Raw genomic sequence first — 18,382 nt, forward strand, 5'->3', positions numbered from 1 at the left:
CACAGCCATAACATCAGGACGGTCTATATATGGAGTTATCCTTCTAAAACCTTCGGGTTCATTTTGTGTACAAAAAATATTTCCTGATTTATAAAGCCCTTCTAATTCACTGTTTAACTGCGGATAAATTTTGTTGAGGATAATTATTTTGAACTCATCTGGGACATCTAAAATCGTAAGAGTTTCTTCACCTATGACATATCTTGTATTATCAAGCTTCAAATCATCTAAATATATATCTACCAATTCTAAGTCTATGCTGTTTAAAACTATGTCTTTGGCATTTTTGTCTTCTTTAGTAATACTCATCATATTGGTCACTAAAGTATACTCTTCAAATAGTTCAAAAACCAAGTCGCAGTTATGTATTTTAAATTCTGGTGCTTTATAATCTTTTAGGTAAATCGTCTCTACTTTACTCATAAATTCTCTTTATTTTTTTCTAATGATAGCATAAGTCATTAAGGGTATGACAACAAGTAAAATAATTGCTTTGTAAGATTCTTATTGTAGAATTACATCATTAATAATTATAAGGCAAATATTGTGAGCATTTACAGAGAATACGACATAAGAGGCATCTACGAAAAAGAGTTAAACGAGCAGAGTGTTGTCCGTATTGGTTACGCACTTGCTTCAAAAATTGACGGCGAATATGTTGCTGTTGGTTATGATGCCAGAAGTCACTCTCCTATTCTTTTTGAGTATCTTGTTCACGGTCTTAATGCCGGTGGTAAAAAAGTTCTTGACATGGGTCTTGTGCCTACTCCGGTTAACTACTTTACAAACTATCAGGAGTGGGAAATAGGAAATGCTAGCGTTACTCCATCTGCTTCTATTATGATTACAGGCTCACACAATCCAAGCGAGTACAACGGATTTAAAATCACCGTAGATAAAGCACCGTTTTTCTCTGAAGACATCTATGCTTTAGGTCGCGAGTGTGAGGCTATGCAGATGCCGGCTAAAGTACAAAGAGATGTCACTAAAATAGATGCTCTCACAAGATATATCGATTTTATAGTAAATGCATTTGGGCACTTAAAAGGCATGGAGACAAAGATAGTATATGACTGTGGAAACGGGGTTGCAGGTGTTGTTACAGAAGATATTTTCTCTCGTCTTAACCTTAAAACAACTGGTCTTTATGTAGATCCAGATGGAAGTTTTCCAAATCATCATCCAGACCCCTCAGAAGAACACAATTTAGAAGATGTAAAAAAACTTTTAGCAGATGGTAATGATATTGCTTTTGCGTATGATGGTGATGCCGATAGAATAGCAGTTTTAACGCATAAAAACAATATAAAAGGCGACATGATGGCCCTTTTATACTCTATGAAAATGGACAAACCTACTGTTATTGGTGAAGTAAAATGTTCTCAAGTTATGTACGATGAGCTTGAGCGTCGTGGTGCAACAGCTATCATGTACAAAACTGGTCACTCAAATCTAAAAGTAAAAATGAAAGAAACAGGTGCTGATTTAGCTTGTGAAGTTAGTGGACATGTGTTTTTCAAAGACCGTTACTTTGGTTACGATGATGCTATTTATGCAACTCTTAGAATGTTAGAGCTTATTCATGATGGAATAGATTTGGATGTTGAGTTAGCAAAACTTCCACAAGTTTTTTCAACTGAGGAGATAAAAGTAAAAACAACTGAATCTGAAAAATTTAAAATTATAGATAAAGTTAAAGAACTTTTACTTCATCCATCAGCTACTTTTCCAATTATCAAAGATATTATTGATGTAGATGGTGTTCGCATCAACTTTGAAAATGGTTGGGGACTTGTAAGAGCTAGTAACACAACTCCAGTTTTAGTTACTCGCTTTGAATCAACCTCTCAAGAAGAGGTTTTAGTTTATGAAAAAGCAATAAACAATTTAATTTTAGAGGCTAAAAGTTCTATTTAGATATAATTTTAAAACTAATTAATACAGGATTGACAAACCAATGAAAACTCATACTCTTTTAATGCCACTTGACATGCACTTACATCTTCGTGATGGAGTTATGCTTGAAAATGTTGCTCCGCTTACTGCTTACAGTTTTAGCGGTGCGATAATTATGCCAAATCTTGTACCTCCGGTTACGACTTTAGAAGATGTACAAGCTTATAAAGCGCGAATTATGGCAGCAGTTCCAAATGACTATTTTGAGCCATATATGACTCTGTTTTATAAAAACTATGATAAAAAATTCTTGGCTAGTGTTGTTGATGATATTGCAGCTATCAAACTTTATCCTGCAGGAATAACTACAAACTCTGAAGGCGGTGTTTCATCTTTTGACATTGAGGAAATGCGTGAGACATTAGAAGCTATGAGCACCTTAGGAATTCCGCTTTGTGTTCATGGTGAGACTGACGGTTTTGTTATGGACAGAGAAGCTGAGTTTATGAGTATTTATGAACTTTTGGCTACAAACTTTCCAGACCTTAAAATCATTATGGAGCATATTACGACAAAAGCAGCTGTTGACATGTTAGATAAATATGAAAATCTTTATGCGACTATCACCGTTCACCACTTGCTTTTGACTCTTGACGATGTTGTTGGCGGGATGATGCAGCCACATCTTTTTTGTAAACCGATTGCAAAAAGACCTGAAGACTTAGATGCACTTTTAAGCGTTGCTCTTGAAGCGCACCCAAAAGTAATGTTTGGTTCAGACTCTGCACCTCATCCTCAAGACAAAAAAGAGAGTTGTGGATGTGCAGCCGGAGTTTTTACAGCACCTATTGCTTTACAACTTTTATGTGAGATTTTTGAGCAGTATGACAAACTTGATAATCTTCAAGATTTTGTCAGCGACAATGCACAACGCATTTATGGAATCTGTCCTGAGTTTAAAGAGGTTACTCTAGAGAAGAGACCCTTTGTAGTACCTGAGAATTATGGCGGGGTTGTACCTATGTATGCAGGCAATGCTATAAATTGGGCGATTGAGAGCATTGACTAAAGTTTTACTACTAGAAGATGATCTGCTCTTTGCAGAGACTCTTGTCGATTTGCTAGAAGACTCTGACTTTGAAGTCACGCACGCTCCAAATGGGCAGAGTGCACTTGATACTACTTACTCACAAAAATTTGACCTTTACCTTCTTGACATAAATGTACCTCTTATCGATGGTATTACACTTTTAAAAGAATTGAGAGAAGCCAATGACAATACACCTACAATTTTTTTAACATCGCATAAAGATAAAGAGGTTCTAAAAAATAGTTTTGTTAGCGGAGCAGACGACTTTATAACCAAACCATTCGACAGTGATGAGCTATTTTTTCGCATTAACGCACTTTTAAAAAGAGTTAACCTAAATAAAATAGAATGCATTGGTCTGCTTTGTCATGATGATACTCACAAGCGTATTCTGTTTGATAATGAAGAGCTAGAACTATCAAAAAAAGAGTATGAATTGCTTCTTTTACTTATGCAACATGTAAACAGTACTGTACCAAAAGAGTTGATTTTAGATGAACTATGGGCTATTGGTGAGACCGGAAGTGATGGAGCAATAAGAGTTTATATAAACCGTATAAAGCAGCTTCTTCCTCAAATGAGCATAGAAAATATTCGTGGTGTAGGATATAAACTTGTTTCGTAATCTTCGTATAAATGTTTTTTTATACTATTTCTTAACGACAGCTACTTTTTTAGCTGTTTTATACTACTTTATAGCAATTGTTCAAATAACAAATATTCCTTTACTGACAGTCGTTTTGTTATGTTTAATCGCCTTTGGAGGAGTTGTAATATCTAAACTTTCAGTTGATCCTCTCGTTCAACATGTAAACAATCTTCAAAACCTATCAAAAGAGACTCTACACGAACTAAACCTTCCCATAAGTACAATAAAAACAAATATGCATATGTTAAGAAAAAATATTGAAAATGAAAAAGATTTAAAAAGAGCCACTAGGATTGAGAGGGCCTGTGATATGCTTCAGCAGAGATATAATGAACTAGACTATATGATAAAACTGCAAAGCTCAAACATTACAAAAGAAGATTTCAATCTTGATGAACTAATTACTCAAAGAGTTGCTTTTTTAAAGCCGATATATCCACATGTAGAATTTAATCTCAACCTTCACTCTACACAAATTAACAATGATAAAGTAGGCTTATCCAAGGTTATTGACAATCTTATAGATAATGCTGTAAAATATTCACAAAACATTCACAATATTGATGTAAGATTACAAGACAATGAACTTCAAATTCAAGACTACGGTTGCGGAATGGATGAAGTTGAGCTGTTGCAAATATTTGACAACTATTACCAAAGCAACAGCAATATACAGGGTTTTGGAATAGGACTCAGTATGGTAAAAAGATTTTGTGACGCGAATGGAATTTTGTTAAATTTCAAATCCACGCCCAATGTTGGTACGACAGTTATATTAAAATTTAAGGAAGATTAGTGGAAAACAATTTTTTAGCTTATGCAGAAGATGCTATTGACTACGGTGTAATTGGGGTTTTAATCCTTATGAGTATAATTACCCTATGGTTGTTTATAGAGAGAATGATGTTTTATTCAACTGTTCGCAGTGAAGATTATGATCATAGAGACAACCTTGAAATGGATTTAACTGACAATATAAATGTAATCTCAGCAATAGGCTCAAATGCTCCATATGTCGGTCTTCTTGGAACAGTGCTGGGAATTATGTTTACCTTTTACACTATGGGTGATACTGGAGCTGTGGATGCTAAAAAGATTATGGTAGGACTTGCTCTTGCTTTAAAAGCTACTGCTATTGGTCTTATGGTAGCTATGCCCGCAATTGTTGCATATACGATTTTACTACGCAAAGTTGAAAAAATATTAACTATATTTGATGTAGCACAAGAAAAAGCAAGTAAATAACTACTTATGGCAAAATTTAAAATACAACGCAAAAGATTTGATGAAATAAATGTAATACCTTTTATAGACATCATGCTTGTTCTTTTGGTCATGGTTTTAACCACGGCTACATTTATCAACCAAGGTGTTATTCCTGTTGATTTGCCGACCACTAAGACAAGCGCTAAAGAAGATATTAAAAAAGAGATTACTATTTATGTAAATGCTAAAGGTGAACTATTTTTTGAAAAACAAAAAGTAAACCTAAAAGAGCTTGAAGAAAAACTAACAACTATATCCAAAGAGCAAGCGGTAGTTCTTAGAAGTGACAAAGAGTCAAAATTTCAAGACTTTGTAAGTGTTATGGATATTTTAAAGCGCCTAAAGCATGAACAGCTATATATAATCACAAAAGAAAATAATTAATAAGCTCTATTTTTTAGCAAAAGTTTTATCACACATGTTGTAACCATACTCAATAACTTCTTCTACCTTGTCAAAATCAAAAGTATCACACAGATTTTTCGGGATAATTATCTCTACATCAGGTGGGTATGCAGATAGTTTCATCCGAGCAATTGTACTCTGCATAGACTCAAAAGCTTTATTTGCAACAGCATACATACCATCTTCTTCAACTATAGACTCAGGTAATGATATTTTGCTTATATACGCTTTTATTTTTGAATAGTAAGTTTTGTTCTCTTCAATTATTTGCAAATCAAATTTTGGCAGCATCTCACCACCAAGATTGACAGCAATAATCATATCTGTAGAATCATGAAAAGTTGGAGCGATAGGAACTGGGTTTAAGGTACCACCATCTACAAGAGACCTTCCATTAAGCACATAAGGAGCAAAAAATAGCGGTAAAGATGTAGAGGCCCTAATGGCATCTAGCATCGGGCCTTTGTTTATCCAGATCTCTTTTTCTGCATCTATATCAGTCGCAACAGCAGTGAATTTTATTGGCAATTCTTCTATGAGATAATTTCTTCCTAATAATTCTTGCATCTTATCAACAATTTTATTTCCAGATACAAGACCGCCTGAACCGCTTAAGTCTAAAAGCTTTAGCAAGTCAATACCATCAACTTCAATTATCCATTTTGTAAAAATATCAAGCTTACCTGCAGCATAAAAACCACCAACTAAGGCTCCCATGGAACAGCCTGAAATGGACTCTATTTTATAATTATGTTCTTCAAGCCATCTTATCACACCAATATGCGCCATTCCTCTAGCGCCACCGCTACCAAGGACTAGAGATACTCTTTTTTCTTCCATGTTAAAACTTTCTATACTTTTTAATTGCCATTATATCCACCATAACTCGTTGAATTTACTTCTAAAAGTCTAAAACTATTTGTTTGGCTTTTTTCTTCTACAATATTATTCTCTTTGTCTACTGTTGAAATTTTACTTGACTCTGTAGCAAAAGTTTTTTTCTCAATATCCTCAACATCAAGAAACAAAGTACTCGCAATAAAAAAAAGCACCATTATAACTACCACACTCGCATAAAGTAATAAATAATTTTTGATATGACCCGATTCAAAAGGATTTTGCATTTGTTCTCTTTGTAGTTATTTGTGTATTAATTATATAATAAATAAGATAACTTACATTATTTTTATGATAATATATTTTAAATTTTTTTTAAGGAATGTCTATGCAAACTACTACTTTTAACGGGAGTCCTGTCAAATTATCAGGAAATGAAATCAATGTAGGAGACAAAGCACCAGTTGTGACTGCTGTAGCAACTGACTTAAGTGATGTTGAGATTGGCGGAGCTAAAGATAATATTCAACTAATCATTACTGTCCCATCTTTAGATACTGATACATGTGCAGCTGAAACTAGAAGATTTAATCAAGATGTAAATAACTTGGATATATGTGAAACTACTGTTATTTCTATGGATTTACCTTTTGCTTCTGAGCGTTTTTGTACAACTTCAGGGATTGAAAACCTTACTGTAGCATCTGATTATATTGACAAAGCAGTTAGTAAAGCGTATGGTGTATTAATGGCTGACAACAAACTTGTAGGCTTAAGTGCAAGAGCGGTTTTTGTAGTGGATAGAAGTGGAGAAGTTGTTTATAAAGAGATCGTACCGGAAGTAACGGCAGAGCCAAACTATGAAGCTGCGTTAGATGCTATAAAAGAAGCTAGATAAGTTTCATATGTGGTTTTGAAAACGCTTTAGTTCTCGGCGGTCCTTCGGACATCGTCTGTGGTTCCGACCCTGAAAACGACAAGAAATTGTCGTTTTTTTTACGGGTCTCACATCATACCCGGCATTCCCATTTGAGGAGGCATTCCACCACCCATATCTGGAGCTGGAGTCTCTTCTGGAATTTCATAAATTGCAGCTTCTGTAGTTAAAAGAAGACTTGAAACTGAAGTTGCGTTTATCAGAGCTACACGAGCAACTTTAAGCGGATCGATGATACCAGCTTCAAACATATCTACATACTCACCTGTTGCAGCGTTAAAACCTGTACTTTGGTTTTGAGCAGATTCAACTGCATTTACAACAACACCGGTATCATAACCTGCATTCTCAGCTATCTGCTTCATCGGTGCTTTTACTGCACGAAGAATAATCTCACAACCGATTTTTTGATCACCCTCAAGGTCTAGAGTAACTTTCGCAGCTGCACGAACTAATGCAGCTCCACCACCGATTATAATGCCCTCTTCTACTGCAGCTTTTGTAGCTGATAGTGCATCATCAACACGGTCTTTTTTCTCTTTCATCTCAGTCTCAGTTGCAGCCCCTACTTTGATAACTGCCACACCGCCTGAAAGTTTCGCTAAACGCTCTTGAAGTTTCTCTTTGTCATACTCACTCGTAGTAGCGTCGATTTGAACTTTAATCTCAGAGATTCTAGCTTTAACAGCCGCTTCATCGCCGGCACCTGCTACGATTACAGTGTTATCTTTGTCAATTACAACACGAGAAGCTTGACCTAACATCTGAATTGTTGCACCTTCAAGTGTGTGACCTGTCTCTTCTGAAATAACAGTACCCGCTGTAAGTGTTGCAATATCTTGAAGCATAGCTTTTCTTCTATCGCCAAAGCCAGGAGCTTTAACAGCAGAGATATTTAAAACACCGCGAAGTTTATTTACAACTAGAGTTGAAAGTGCCTCACCTTCTACATCTTCAGCTATTATAAGAAGTGGACGATTTGTTTTTTGAACTTGCTCTAAAACCGGAAGCAAGTCTTTTAATGAAGTGATTTTACTGTCAGCTAGTAAAATCCAAGGATTCTCTACTTCTGCAATCATCTTCTCAGTATTTGTAATAAAGTACGGGCTTAGATAACCACGGTCAAACTGCATACCTTCAACAACTGTAAGCTCATCACTTATCCCTTTAGCTTCTTCAACAGTAATAACACCATCTTGACCGACTTTATCCATAGCTTCAGCAATCATATCCCCAATTGAAGTGTCAGAGTTTGCTGAAATAGTAGCAACTTGAGCAATGTCTTGTTTACCGTTTACAACTTTAGAAGCTTCTTTTAAGTTTTCTAAAATAGCGTCACAAGCTTTGTCCATACCGCGTTTTACTTCAACAGGATTTGCACCCGCAGTGATGTTTCTAAGACCTTCAGAAAAAATAGCATTTGCTAAAACTGTAGCTGTGGTAGTACCGTCACCTGCTTCATCTGCAGTATTTGATGCCACTTGCTTTACAAGTTGAGCACCCATATCTTCTAGTTTATCTTTTAATTCTATCTCTCTTGCAACAGAAACACCATCTTTAGTAATTACCGGTGAACCATAGCTTTTTTGAATAAGTACATTACGACCGCGAGGCCCCATTGTTACTTTTACTGCATCTGTAAGTTTCGCAACACCACGAGCTAATGCATTTCTTGCATTATCTGAAAAAATTATCTCTTTTGCCATCTAATATTCCTTATTTTAATTTATTATTTAATTTATTAATTGTATTGAATTGAATTATTTTATAATTCCAAAAATATCATCAGTTTCCATAACTAAATACTTTTGTGAATCTAATGAAATCTCACTGCCTGTATATTTTCCAAATACTACAACATCTCCACAAGCCAGCTCAGTAACTTCTGCGCTTACTGCAACTACTTCACCTTTTGCAGGCTTTTCTTGTGCACTATCAGGGATAATAATTCCACTACTTGTAGTGCTAGCCTCTTCTACTCTTTTAACTAAAATTCTTTTACCTAAAGGTTGAAAATTCATATATATCTCCTTAATTAATTTAATAAATGTGATTCTACTAAATTTTTGTTAAATCCTTGGTAAATTACTTTAGAATTATTTATTTTAAGCTATTTAAAGGTTTAAAACAATATAATTCTGCCTCTTAAAAGATGTCAGGGTAGCTCAGCTGGTTAGAGCGCTGGTCTCATAAGCCGGAGGTCGAGAGTTCAAGTCTCTCTTCTGACACCATTTTTTAAGAACTTTTTACATTCCGGATTAGCTCAGCGGTAGAGTAGGTGACTGTTAATCACTTGGTCACTGGTTCGAATCCAGTATCCGGAGCCATTACTTTTGAAACCCCATAAACAGCGACTTTCAACCAACTTTTTCAATAATCGGTGTCGTTTCGGTGTCTTTTAGTGCCACTGTTTTTTCTAAGAATGTAGCTCTTTTCTTATCATCACGCTTTATATACTTTGCATATCTGCTAAGTGTCATTGTAGAATCTTTATGACCTAACATATTTGATATCCACAGAATATCCTCACCGTTCTCCAACATTACCGTAGCAAATGTATGTCTTGTATGATAAATAGGTCGATAATCAAGTTTACACTTTATAAGTGTCTTTTTCCATTGATTATCTCGTATCCTTTTTATATCATATAGAGGTTCATGATTCTCATTTAAAAACACATAAGAGTTTTGTGAACCAGTTAGTTGATATTGATTTTTCAAGTAAGGCAATAGTGAATCTAAAATCTCAATCTCTCTATAACTAGATTCAGTTTTTAATTTTCCATCCTTACCTGATCTGACTACACTTTTTATCACTTACATCTCCTAAAAACAGAAATTTAAGATTTTACTGCAACTGTAGATAAGCACTTTTAGTTCTAGAACGGTAACACCATATAATTTCGAATATACTCTTTTATTTTTTTGCATGCCACATTATGTAACTTTTTTTATAAAACATCATAGTAATTTAAATATTTTTATATATAATACAATTGAATGTAACGAAAGACAATATTAAAACAAGGTACTATTATTATAAATGAATTTAAATAGCATCAAACAAAATACCCTTGTATTAATCATTTACTCATTCTTGTTTGTTAACGGGATAATATATATACTGGATAAACAATTAGGGTATTTTGACATGCTTCACTCAGCTATGCTTAGAAATATTTCTAGTACATATGATGAGAGCACTCCTGTTTATTCCAATCATTCTGATTCTGTTGTAATATTAATTAGTAATAAAACGTTTGAAAAAGAATTTAATTCCAAAACTCCATTAAACAAAGATAAGCTTGGTATTTTAGTTCAAAATATTTTGGATAAAAATCCAAAAAGTCTTATTTTTGACCTTGATATATCACCTGATTATAATTTTGAAAATAAAAAGCAGATACAAACAAATTTATATAATATATTGATGAATAATTCCGATAATGTAAAGATATTTTTGCCTTTTGCCTTCATAGCAGACACACAAGAAAATAAAACTCTAAAACTTACTTGGGCAAAACAAATGTGTGAAAATAATATTAAGTTTGCATTTCCATTCATAACTGATGAAATAGGATCAGTGTTACAATATTATCAAGACCCTAATCATATTTCATTGTTTACACATAGTTTACAAGAAGGTAGTTCTAACTTAGGAGTATGTAATAAAATTACTGGAACTGATATAAAAGATTTAAAAGACATCAATCAATACTATTTTGAGGAACATCATACATTTAAACAACTTCCTGTAAATTACCAAACTATTAACAAAAATACGATTATGATTGATAATTTTAAAGATTTAGATAAATATAATCTTACAAACAAGGTTGTATTTTTAGGTGGTAGTTATGGGTTTGGTGATAAATATATAACTCCATACGGAGAAAAATATGGTGTTGAAATACTTAATGCTATATATTATTCTTTAAAACATAAAATTGACGAAGCAGACGCATTAACGACACTAATAATTACTGATGTAATTATTGGTTTACTATTCGGAGTAATTATCAGTTATCTAATTAAACAAAGAAAGAAAATTTCTACACAAAGCAAGTTAGCCCTAAATAACTTTAGTTTGATCACTGTAGCTGCTGTCTTTTTATTTATTTCTTTAATAGTTTCATCTTACATATTTCACAACCTATATCTTTGGCTTAACCCTGTTCCTTTAATTATTGGAATGTTTATTGACTCAATAACTGGGTTAGGAGAAGAAGAAGTTGAAGATAAGGGAAACTATATAAACCTAGTATATGTAATAAAAGCATCTTTAGTTTTTATTGGTGGATATAGCTTTATTGATAGTATTTAAATATAAAATGGAGGTAGTCAAATGATAAAGTATAACTTTGTATTTTTTCTGTTTACAAGTAGCTTATTAGCAAACATACTGTTTATGGGTAGCAAGCAAGATACATTTAAATGTGATTCTGAAATTGGTCATCCGATAAGTCTTATGGATTGTAAAAATATTGAAGCAGTAACAGATATAAGTATCTGTTACTTTCTAAACGCATCATTAGGATGCAAAAAACTATTCAAAGGGGATTCTTATTCAGCTGATAAGATAGATACAAATAGTTTAAGTTTTAAACGACTTTTATCTTTTAATACAAATAAAAAAACTTCATTTGGAATAAAAAGATTTGGTAACGAAGCAAAAGATATTGGAATCCCAAATGGAACAATTATAAAACCAAAAAACAATTTGCATATAAAGTTAGATAAAGAGTATAACATTGAATTAGTACTGATGAATAGCTATAAAAAGATTCTTTTGCAAAAGAACCATACAAGTGATGTAGTTGACATACCTGGAAACTTATTAGAATACTCAAAAAAATATTATTGGCAAGTTAAGCTTGACACAATCACCTATGAAGGTAGTTTCGATACATTAGATCAAGACAGTTATAAAGAGATGAATAACGAAATTACTAATTTAGTTAAAAGTCTTAATGATGAAAAGTCAATAAGATATATAAAAAGTGTTATTTATGATCAATATGGTTTGACATATGATCGGAACATAATTTTAAAAGGAGCATTCTGAGATGAAAAAAATATTCTTAAGTAGTTTAATTATAAGTAGTTTATTCGCATTTGATTTAGGTATTGGTAGTTTAATTAGTGTAGTTAAAAGTGGTGCATCGGCTTTAGGTATGGATGGAGAAACAAGTACAATCAATGTAGATAGAGAGTGTAATCAAGCATTCGAAAGCTATGATTTAAACACTGAAGCACTATTGAAAACTACATCTATGTATGGTATATCAAAATCAGACAATATATTAGATTTTTTAAATACTAATAAATCTAGCGGTAAAGATATAACAAGCGATGATTTTAAAGAGCTTTCAAAAATAATGGCTAAAAACTTTTTATGGATTCCATTAGAAGTTGAAAAAATCTATGGTGAAAAGCAATATAAACATAGAATTGAGTCTGGTGATGTTATTTTGAAAACAACAAGAAATAAAAAATACAAAAAAATGTATGCGAAGATAGATAAGTATCTCAGAAAATATAATTCCTATCTAGAAAAAAATGATTTAAAGTATCCATATGATATAAAAATATATATATTATCAACACAAAAAAAAGCTGAATCATTACCTTACGGATATGTTTTTATTAGTGAAGATTATATTGAAAATGGAATGTATGAAACAATACTTTCACATGAGTTGGCACATGTATCAAAAAGGCACGCAACAAAAGAAATACAATATCAAATTGTTATGTCATATGACAATATTACAGATATTATGAAATTAATTAAAGAAATGCAAGATGAAAATGTTGCCACCAAAGTTGCAACTGGATTTATGACAAAAGATATCATTAAAGCAAGTTATGAGCTTTATCCACAAGAACAAGAGATAGAGGCAGATGCATGTGGATTAAAAACTATCAACGCATTTATACCTGATAGGAAAGAGGATCATGTTAAAAATTTTATAGCAAATGTAAATAATAGTAAATACGATGATAAAGAAAAAGAAGGTGGATTTCAAGATCATCCTAGCAAACAAGTAAGAATATCTAATATAAAAAATGTAGCACAATTATTTTGATATCCTAAGCATATGAAAGTCAAGTTAATCGCTTTCAGCCATTAAATATTGGTTGTTTATGGAGCCTGTAAAATAAACTGTGTAAATCCACCTCTATCTATCTAATCACTTAGTATATTTTTCCATAATTTCACTGAAAAATATACTAAGTTGAGGGTAAATCTCACTCCAATTTCTAATTTTAGCACTTTTCCATTTTTCCTGAACCTCCTGAGTTGCCAGATATAATAATTTAAAAGCTGAATCTACAGTTGGAAATGAGCCTTTGGATTTGGTTTTTCTTTTGATATTTGAGTTAAGAGACTCAATCGGATTTGTTGTATAAATAAGCTTTTTTATAGCTTCTGGGTATTTGAAAAATGTGGAAAGTTCATTCCAGTGAGACTGCCAGGACAGAGTGATGTGAGGATATTTTTTACCCCATACATCATTAAACTCTGTAAGCGCAAGTTGTCCATCTTCTTCTGTTGCTGCAGTGTAGATAGTCTTTAAATCTTTTGCAACCGCTTTTCTGTCTTTCCAAGAGACATATCTGAGAGAGCTTCTTATCTGATGAACGATGCATCTTTGTATTTCAGCTTTTGGATACACGGCTTGTATGGCTTGATTAAACCCATTGAGACCATCTATAGCAAATATCAGGACATCTTCAACACCTCTATTTTTGAGTTCATTTAAAAGTGTCAGCCAATACTTTGAAGTTTCATTCTCTCCAATCCAAATACCGATAATCTCTTTTTGGCCATCAAGAGTGATTCCAAGCATTATATATGCTGAAATATTTTTTACAACTCTGTCTATTCTTATTTTTAATAGGAGCCATACACTCACAAACCCAAAAATACCGTACTTTCCAACTGAATTATTTAGCTACTGTGCCAATAATATGCCCTTTAATGTCTACTATATTCAATCTTGTATTTCTAATTATAAGTTATTGCACTTTGGAATATCCCCAATAAATTAAACTATACACTAGCTATTTAATATACAACTTTTTTAATATACAAATCATACTCTCAACAGCTTTTATGGATGTTGTTTCATGTACAGTGTGGTACCCAATAGTAGGAAGCTGTAGAGTTGCTCCTTGGATTTCACCCTTTGTAGCATGAATAAGTCGTCCAAGTTCAGTAGTTCCAAGTGAACCTTTTGTTCCATTTTGCTTCATCTTATTTTTTAAGTAAGCATCTTTAAAATGATATTTTATATTCTCTTTTATAGCTATATTTTTAATTTCATTTTTTAAAGGTGACCTAAAAACAGCATTTGCATCGCGATTTCTTAAAATAATATCAAGATTATTGATATCTTCTAAAGTGTCGTACGGGCTTGTGTCAAGAACAAGAAGTTCTTTTGTGTTTATATTAAATCTTCTAAACCATTCAAGTAAAAATCTCCAACTTTTTCCGGCCTCTTCTGAAGCTGTAAAAAAGGCAGTGCCTTGATATCCAATACTATACATGTAAATAATGATTGCAACAGATATTACATTGTCAAGTTGAGCTGATATCAACTCATCTTTTACTTCAAGTTTATCCATAAATGCTATCGGAGTTCCGGGAAACAGATAGTCAAAGCCATCTACTTTGAAAATAATATTATTTCTTCTTTGACAAAGAAAAGCTTCTTTTATTGTTCCGATACCTAGATATGAACCTGACCATGGTTCATATGCCTGAACTTTTTCATCTATAAATCTTGTTGTAAAATTATGCAGCAGTTGTTCTGAGTTTGAATCCCCAGTCAAATCAGCTTTATTTTTTGCAATAAATGCCGAATATTGAAACTCATTGTGTCCTGTACATGTAAGTCCATGTCTATCTGAGTGTGCCGAAATATATCCGCTCTCAGGACTGCTTCCTTTTGCCACAAGAACACCATCATAGTATTCAACTTTTATACCAAGTTCTTCTAAGTCTCTTTTTACAAACATGAAAAATGGGTGTTCAGCACCGACAACACTTGGTATACGAATTAGTTGTTTTAATATATCGTAAAATAGTTCCATAGTTACTCTATTATATCTTCATCATTGAGTTCATGAAATTCACTTGACTCATTAATATCTTCATTAAAATACTCCATTTTATCTTCTGCCATCTCAAGATTTGTAAATTTAGCAATATGAAAAATAGCATCACCTGCTTGGACTAAAGGGATTTCTGATTTCCCTATGATAACTCCGTCAAATGGTGATTTGATTTCAAAACTTTCATCGTCTAAAGGTTCATCTATAAATGCAATAGTTTCATCTTTTGATACTGTGTCGCCAAGTGCTTTTATGGTTCTAAGCATTCCGCTTTCACTTGCGCGTGTCCATTGACTTGTTTTTGTAATTATTGGGGTTTTTCTTGGTTTTTTTCTTGCTACTTTAGGGAGCATATCGTTTTCTCTAAGCACATTAACTATTCCATGAACTCCAACCCTGATGCAAGCTTCATCAAATCTCAAGGCTTCACCGGCTTCATATAAAAGAATCGGCACCCCTTTTTCTTGCGCTACTGCTCTTAGAGAACCATCCCTGAGTTCAGAGTGCAAAATCACAGGTGCCTGAAAAGCTTTTGCCAAATTAAATGTATGCTCATTATCTATATTTGTTCTAACTTGTGGAAGGTTAGATTTGTGTATAGACGCTGTATGCAAATCTATTCCCAAATCACACTTTCTTACAATCTCATCAAAAAAAGTTTTTGCGACTCTACTAGCGAGTGAACCCTTTAAGCTTCCGGGAAAACTTCTATTTAAGTCTCTTCTATCTGGTAAATATCTAGAAAGTGTCATAATTCCATACACATTTACTATTGGAACTAAAACCAAAGTACCCTTTAGTTTTTTTAAAATATGTAACTTTCGTAAGCGTCTTATTATCTCTATACCGTTTAATTCATCGCCATGGATTGCTGCGCTCACAAAAACAATTGGCCCATCTTTTTTACCACGAATTACTCTAACTGGCAGTTGTGTTGGAGTATTATATAACTTAGGCAAATCAATATTTATGGTAACATTAACCCCTTTTGGTATTTCAACGCCGCCTAATGTAAATACTTGATTAAGCATTTAAGCTCCTATACTATCTCTTTTAATTCTTTTCTTTTTAGCAGTCGTATCAGATTTTGGAGTAACATTTTTTGCTATATAATCCATGATTTTTCCAGCAATGTCAATATTTGTAGACTTTTCAATTCCCTCTAATCCTGGAGATGAGTTTACTTCCATTACAAGCGGTCCTCGAGCAGATGGAATCATATCAACGCCACAGACACCAAGACCCATAGCTTTTGCAGCAGCAAGCGCAGTCGATTTTTCTTTTCTAGTTAATTTATGAATAGTGGCCTTTCCGCCTTGATGCAAGTTAGACCTAAATTCACCGTCTGCACCTTGGCGCTTCATAGCTCCAACAACCTCTCCACCAACAATAAAGACTCTTATGTCAGCTCCACCGGCTTCTTCTACAAACTCTTGAACAAGTAAGCTCACATCCATTCCATAAAACGCATCTAGAACTGATTTTGCAGCTTTTGCAGTATCTACAAGTACTACGCCGACACCCTGAGTACCTTCAAGAATTTTCAAAACTAATGGTGCACCACCGCTTAATGCAATAATATCTTTTGCACTTGATTTATTTGAAGCAAAAACAGTTTTTGGCATATCTACACCATATTTAGAAAGTATTTGCAAGCTTCTTAGCTTATCTCTGCTTCTTGCTATTGCAAGATTACCTGAAGTCGAGAAAACATCCATCATTTCAAAGTGTCTAACCATAGCAGTTCCATAAAATGTTCTGCTCGCTCCGATTCTAGGAATGATAGCGTCAGGAATTGGCAATTGTTCGCCCAGATAGTTGATTCTCAATTGCCCTTTCATAATCTCAATAGAACATTTTAAATAGTCAATTACTCTAACTTCCCAACCTTTTTGCTCTGCCGCTTCAAGCAATCTTTTTGTTGAATACAATTCTTTGTTTCTAGATAATATATACACTCTCATTATTTTTCCTTTTATTTATTCTCTTTGGATAGATACTCTTGTGATACATCAACTAAAAATTTTCCACTTAAAAATCTTCTTCCTATAAGCATCGGGTATTTCATATCTGCTCTATTTGTTAAAGAGATAACTGTTTTATATTTTTTCCCAAAAAATTTAACACTGACTTTTATAGAAGGTCTCTCTTGTATTTCGCCATTTGAACTTTTTACTTTTTTAACTTTATAGAGCGGCACAACCATTTTTTTACCGTGATATGCCAAATGAACTTCATCTAGCAGGTGAAAATGCACATTATTTTCATCATCTATATATATATGGTCGCAATGCAAAGCGTTTGAATCAGCACCAGTGTCTACTTTTGCATCAAGATCATATAACTCTAAATCTAAAATTGATATAAGCTCTTTCTTACCAATTACTTTTTTTTCCTTCATATTCTCAATCCTGAATTTTATAAATTATACCATATACTTGCAATAAGTGAAATCTGGGCTCGTACTTATAGAGATAAATTTTTTTGCAAATAGGAATTTTATATTGACCCAGTAGTGTAATTTAGTCAAAGTTTTTTGTAGTTTTTTTGCTGCGTTTTTGCATTTTCTGAAGAATATTTAAGTTTTTAATATAAAGCTTAATATTTTGATAAGATTATTTTGTTAGGATTTCACTACGGTTTTAAATAAACCGTAACTTAATCCTTAACAAAACTGCATTTTCGTTTTACTAGGAGTATATCAATATTAACCGCCAAGCTATATTGATATACAAAGTAGATTAAACTTCACTATTCGCAGTGGAATTATACTCCCAAAATCATTTTTTTTTGCTAAAAATTATCTTAATAGAAAAAAAAGATAACCTCAATGGAATTCCACTCGGTACTTTGGTGATTTGTTGTGTTTGATAACAAGATATCAAACAATTATCTCATGTAGAATAAATATATTTATCGAGGATATAATGAAAGTTTCTGATGTAGTGTTTGAAATGGAACTTAATGGCGTTGATGCAGCAGATATTGCTGAGATTGTTGCACTTTGTGAAAACAAAGGGTTTAATAGTGACTTTATTGATGAAGAACTTCTTAAAAGAGGTTATACAAAGATTTTCACTATAGATTATGATTCGTATGATGATTATGATAATTGGGAAGAAGATGAGTATGCCTCAATAGAAAAATTCCCGCACAGACAACAATATTCTTAGAGGAAAAAA

Annotated in this window: 21 protein-coding genes, 2 tRNA genes and 1 pseudogene; 13 read left to right on the forward strand and 11 right to left on the reverse strand. The window is 33.1% G+C overall.

The genetic code is table 11. The annotated features are described in order from the left end of the window. Positions 1-423 (reverse strand): annotated as a pseudogene (locus OQK60_RS09580) (aminopeptidase N); the annotation flags it as partial. A 123-nt stretch (positions 424-546) separates the two neighbouring features. On the opposite strand from OQK60_RS09580, the gene OQK60_RS09585 reads away from it, so the two are divergent. The 6 genes from OQK60_RS09585 to exbD are packed head-to-tail and all read left to right on the forward strand — an operon-like array spanning position 547 to position 5,285. After that, a complete protein-coding gene (locus OQK60_RS09585) occupies positions 547-1,917 on the forward strand; it encodes a phosphomannomutase/phosphoglucomutase (RefSeq protein WP_297686448.1) in 1,371 nt (456 codons plus the stop codon). Positions 1,918-1,957: 40 nt separating this feature from the next. Beyond that, on the forward strand, positions 1,958-2,965 hold the full coding sequence (gene pyrC / locus OQK60_RS09590) for a dihydroorotase (RefSeq protein WP_297686450.1): 1,008 nt from the start codon (positions 1,958-1,960) through the stop codon (positions 2,963-2,965). Continuing rightward, positions 2,958-3,611 (forward strand): response regulator transcription factor, encoded by a 654-nt coding sequence (locus tag OQK60_RS09595; protein ID WP_297686452.1) that lies wholly within the window; start codon positions 2,958-2,960, stop codon positions 3,609-3,611. The genes pyrC and OQK60_RS09595 overlap by 8 nt, the downstream gene beginning before the upstream one ends. Beyond that, positions 3,601-4,431, forward strand: coding sequence for a HAMP domain-containing sensor histidine kinase (locus tag OQK60_RS09600; protein WP_297686454.1), 831 nt, complete (start codon positions 3,601-3,603; stop codon positions 4,429-4,431). The genes OQK60_RS09595 and OQK60_RS09600 overlap by 11 nt, the downstream gene beginning before the upstream one ends. Next, a complete protein-coding gene (exbB, locus tag OQK60_RS09605; RefSeq protein WP_297686456.1) occupies positions 4,431-4,880 on the forward strand; it encodes a TonB-system energizer ExbB in 450 nt (149 codons plus the stop codon). The genes OQK60_RS09600 and exbB overlap by 1 nt, the downstream gene beginning before the upstream one ends. A 6-nt stretch (positions 4,881-4,886) precedes the next feature. Further along, entirely contained in the window at positions 4,887-5,285 is a 399-nt protein-coding gene (gene exbD / locus OQK60_RS09610) for a TonB system transport protein ExbD (protein ID WP_297686458.1), read from the forward strand. A gap of 6 nt (positions 5,286-5,291) precedes the next feature. Here exbD and OQK60_RS09615 read toward each other — a convergent pair whose 3' ends face one another. Both OQK60_RS09615 and OQK60_RS09620 read right to left on the reverse strand, forming a co-directional pair. After that, the gene (locus OQK60_RS09615) at positions 5,292-6,146 is read right to left on the reverse strand and encodes a patatin-like phospholipase family protein (protein WP_297686460.1); all 855 of its coding nucleotides are present in this window, start codon (positions 6,144-6,146) and stop codon (positions 5,292-5,294) included. Positions 6,147-6,166: 20 nt separating this feature from the next. Next, positions 6,167-6,430, reverse strand: a complete 264-nt coding sequence (locus tag OQK60_RS09620; protein ID WP_297686462.1) for a hypothetical protein — start codon at positions 6,428-6,430, stop codon at positions 6,167-6,169. Between the two features lie 101 nt (positions 6,431-6,531). On the opposite strand from OQK60_RS09620, the gene tpx reads away from it, so the two are divergent. Beyond that, a complete protein-coding gene (tpx, locus tag OQK60_RS09625) occupies positions 6,532-7,041 on the forward strand; it encodes a thiol peroxidase (protein WP_297686464.1) in 510 nt (169 codons plus the stop codon). 107 nt (positions 7,042-7,148) lie between these two features. Here the strand turns inward: tpx and groL are convergent, their stop codons facing one another. Then, positions 7,149-8,786 (reverse strand): chaperonin GroEL, encoded by a 1,638-nt coding sequence (gene groL, locus OQK60_RS09630; RefSeq protein WP_297686466.1) that lies wholly within the window; start codon positions 8,784-8,786, stop codon positions 7,149-7,151. 54 nt (positions 8,787-8,840) lie between these two features. Next, the gene (gene groES / locus OQK60_RS09635; RefSeq protein WP_297686468.1) at positions 8,841-9,101 is read right to left on the reverse strand and encodes a co-chaperone GroES; all 261 of its coding nucleotides are present in this window, start codon (positions 9,099-9,101) and stop codon (positions 8,841-8,843) included. A 133-nt stretch (positions 9,102-9,234) separates the two neighbouring features. Here groES and OQK60_RS09640 point away from each other — a divergent pair. Together OQK60_RS09640 and OQK60_RS09645 are read left to right on the forward strand one after the other, a co-directional pair. Further along, positions 9,235-9,311 (forward strand) — tRNA-Met (locus OQK60_RS09640). 21 nt (positions 9,312-9,332) lie between these two features. Next, a tRNA-Asn gene (locus OQK60_RS09645) sits at positions 9,333-9,407 on the forward strand. A 30-nt stretch (positions 9,408-9,437) separates the two neighbouring features. Here OQK60_RS09645 and OQK60_RS09650 read toward each other — a convergent pair. Next, positions 9,438-9,896 (reverse strand): tyrosine-type recombinase/integrase, encoded by a 459-nt coding sequence (locus tag OQK60_RS09650; RefSeq protein WP_297686470.1) that lies wholly within the window; start codon positions 9,894-9,896, stop codon positions 9,438-9,440. A 226-nt stretch (positions 9,897-10,122) separates the two neighbouring features. Between OQK60_RS09650 and OQK60_RS09655 the strand changes: the two genes are divergently transcribed. The 3 genes from OQK60_RS09655 to OQK60_RS09665 are packed head-to-tail and all read left to right on the forward strand — an operon-like array spanning position 10,123 to position 13,168. Next, on the forward strand, positions 10,123-11,403 hold the full coding sequence (locus OQK60_RS09655) for a CHASE2 domain-containing protein (RefSeq protein WP_297686472.1): 1,281 nt from the start codon (positions 10,123-10,125) through the stop codon (positions 11,401-11,403). Between the two features lie 21 nt (positions 11,404-11,424). Further along, the gene (locus OQK60_RS09660) at positions 11,425-12,144 is read left to right on the forward strand and encodes a hypothetical protein (RefSeq protein ID WP_297686474.1); all 720 of its coding nucleotides are present in this window, start codon (positions 11,425-11,427) and stop codon (positions 12,142-12,144) included. Between the two features lies 1 nt (position 12,145). Beyond that, entirely contained in the window at positions 12,146-13,168 is a 1,023-nt protein-coding gene (locus OQK60_RS09665; protein WP_297686476.1) for a M48 family metalloprotease, read from the forward strand. A 105-nt stretch (positions 13,169-13,273) separates the two neighbouring features. Here OQK60_RS09665 and OQK60_RS09670 read toward each other — a convergent pair whose 3' ends face one another. From OQK60_RS09670 to OQK60_RS09690, 5 genes are all read right to left on the reverse strand, one after another. Continuing rightward, a complete protein-coding gene (locus tag OQK60_RS09670) occupies positions 13,274-13,999 on the reverse strand; it encodes an IS256 family transposase (protein WP_297686478.1) in 726 nt (241 codons plus the stop codon). Positions 14,000-14,147: 148 nt separating this feature from the next. Then, on the reverse strand, positions 14,148-15,179 hold the full coding sequence (locus tag OQK60_RS09675; protein WP_297686480.1) for a peptidase M42: 1,032 nt from the start codon (positions 15,177-15,179) through the stop codon (positions 14,148-14,150). Between the two features lie 2 nt (positions 15,180-15,181). Continuing rightward, positions 15,182-16,231 carry a succinylglutamate desuccinylase/aspartoacylase family protein gene (locus OQK60_RS09680; protein WP_297686482.1) on the reverse strand — a complete coding sequence of 350 codons (1,050 nt, stop codon included), beginning with the start codon at positions 16,229-16,231 and terminating at the stop codon, positions 15,182-15,184. Then, positions 16,232-17,164: a 30S ribosomal protein S6--L-glutamate ligase gene (gene rimK, locus OQK60_RS09685; RefSeq protein ID WP_297686484.1), complete on the reverse strand. Its 933-nt coding sequence runs from the start codon at positions 17,162-17,164 to the stop codon at positions 16,232-16,234. Positions 17,165-17,175: 11 nt separating this feature from the next. After that, on the reverse strand, positions 17,176-17,601 hold the full coding sequence (locus OQK60_RS09690; protein WP_297686486.1) for a RimK/LysX family protein: 426 nt from the start codon (positions 17,599-17,601) through the stop codon (positions 17,176-17,178). A gap of 526 nt (positions 17,602-18,127) precedes the next feature. Between OQK60_RS09690 and OQK60_RS09695 the strand changes: the two genes are divergently transcribed. Next, on the forward strand, positions 18,128-18,373 hold the full coding sequence (locus tag OQK60_RS09695) for a hypothetical protein (protein ID WP_297686488.1): 246 nt from the start codon (positions 18,128-18,130) through the stop codon (positions 18,371-18,373). Positions 18,374-18,382: the final 9 nt, after the last annotated feature.

The organism is Sulfurimonas sp., assembly GCF_026196735.1.
Classification (GTDB): domain Bacteria; phylum Campylobacterota; class Campylobacteria; order Campylobacterales; family Sulfurimonadaceae; genus Sulfurimonas.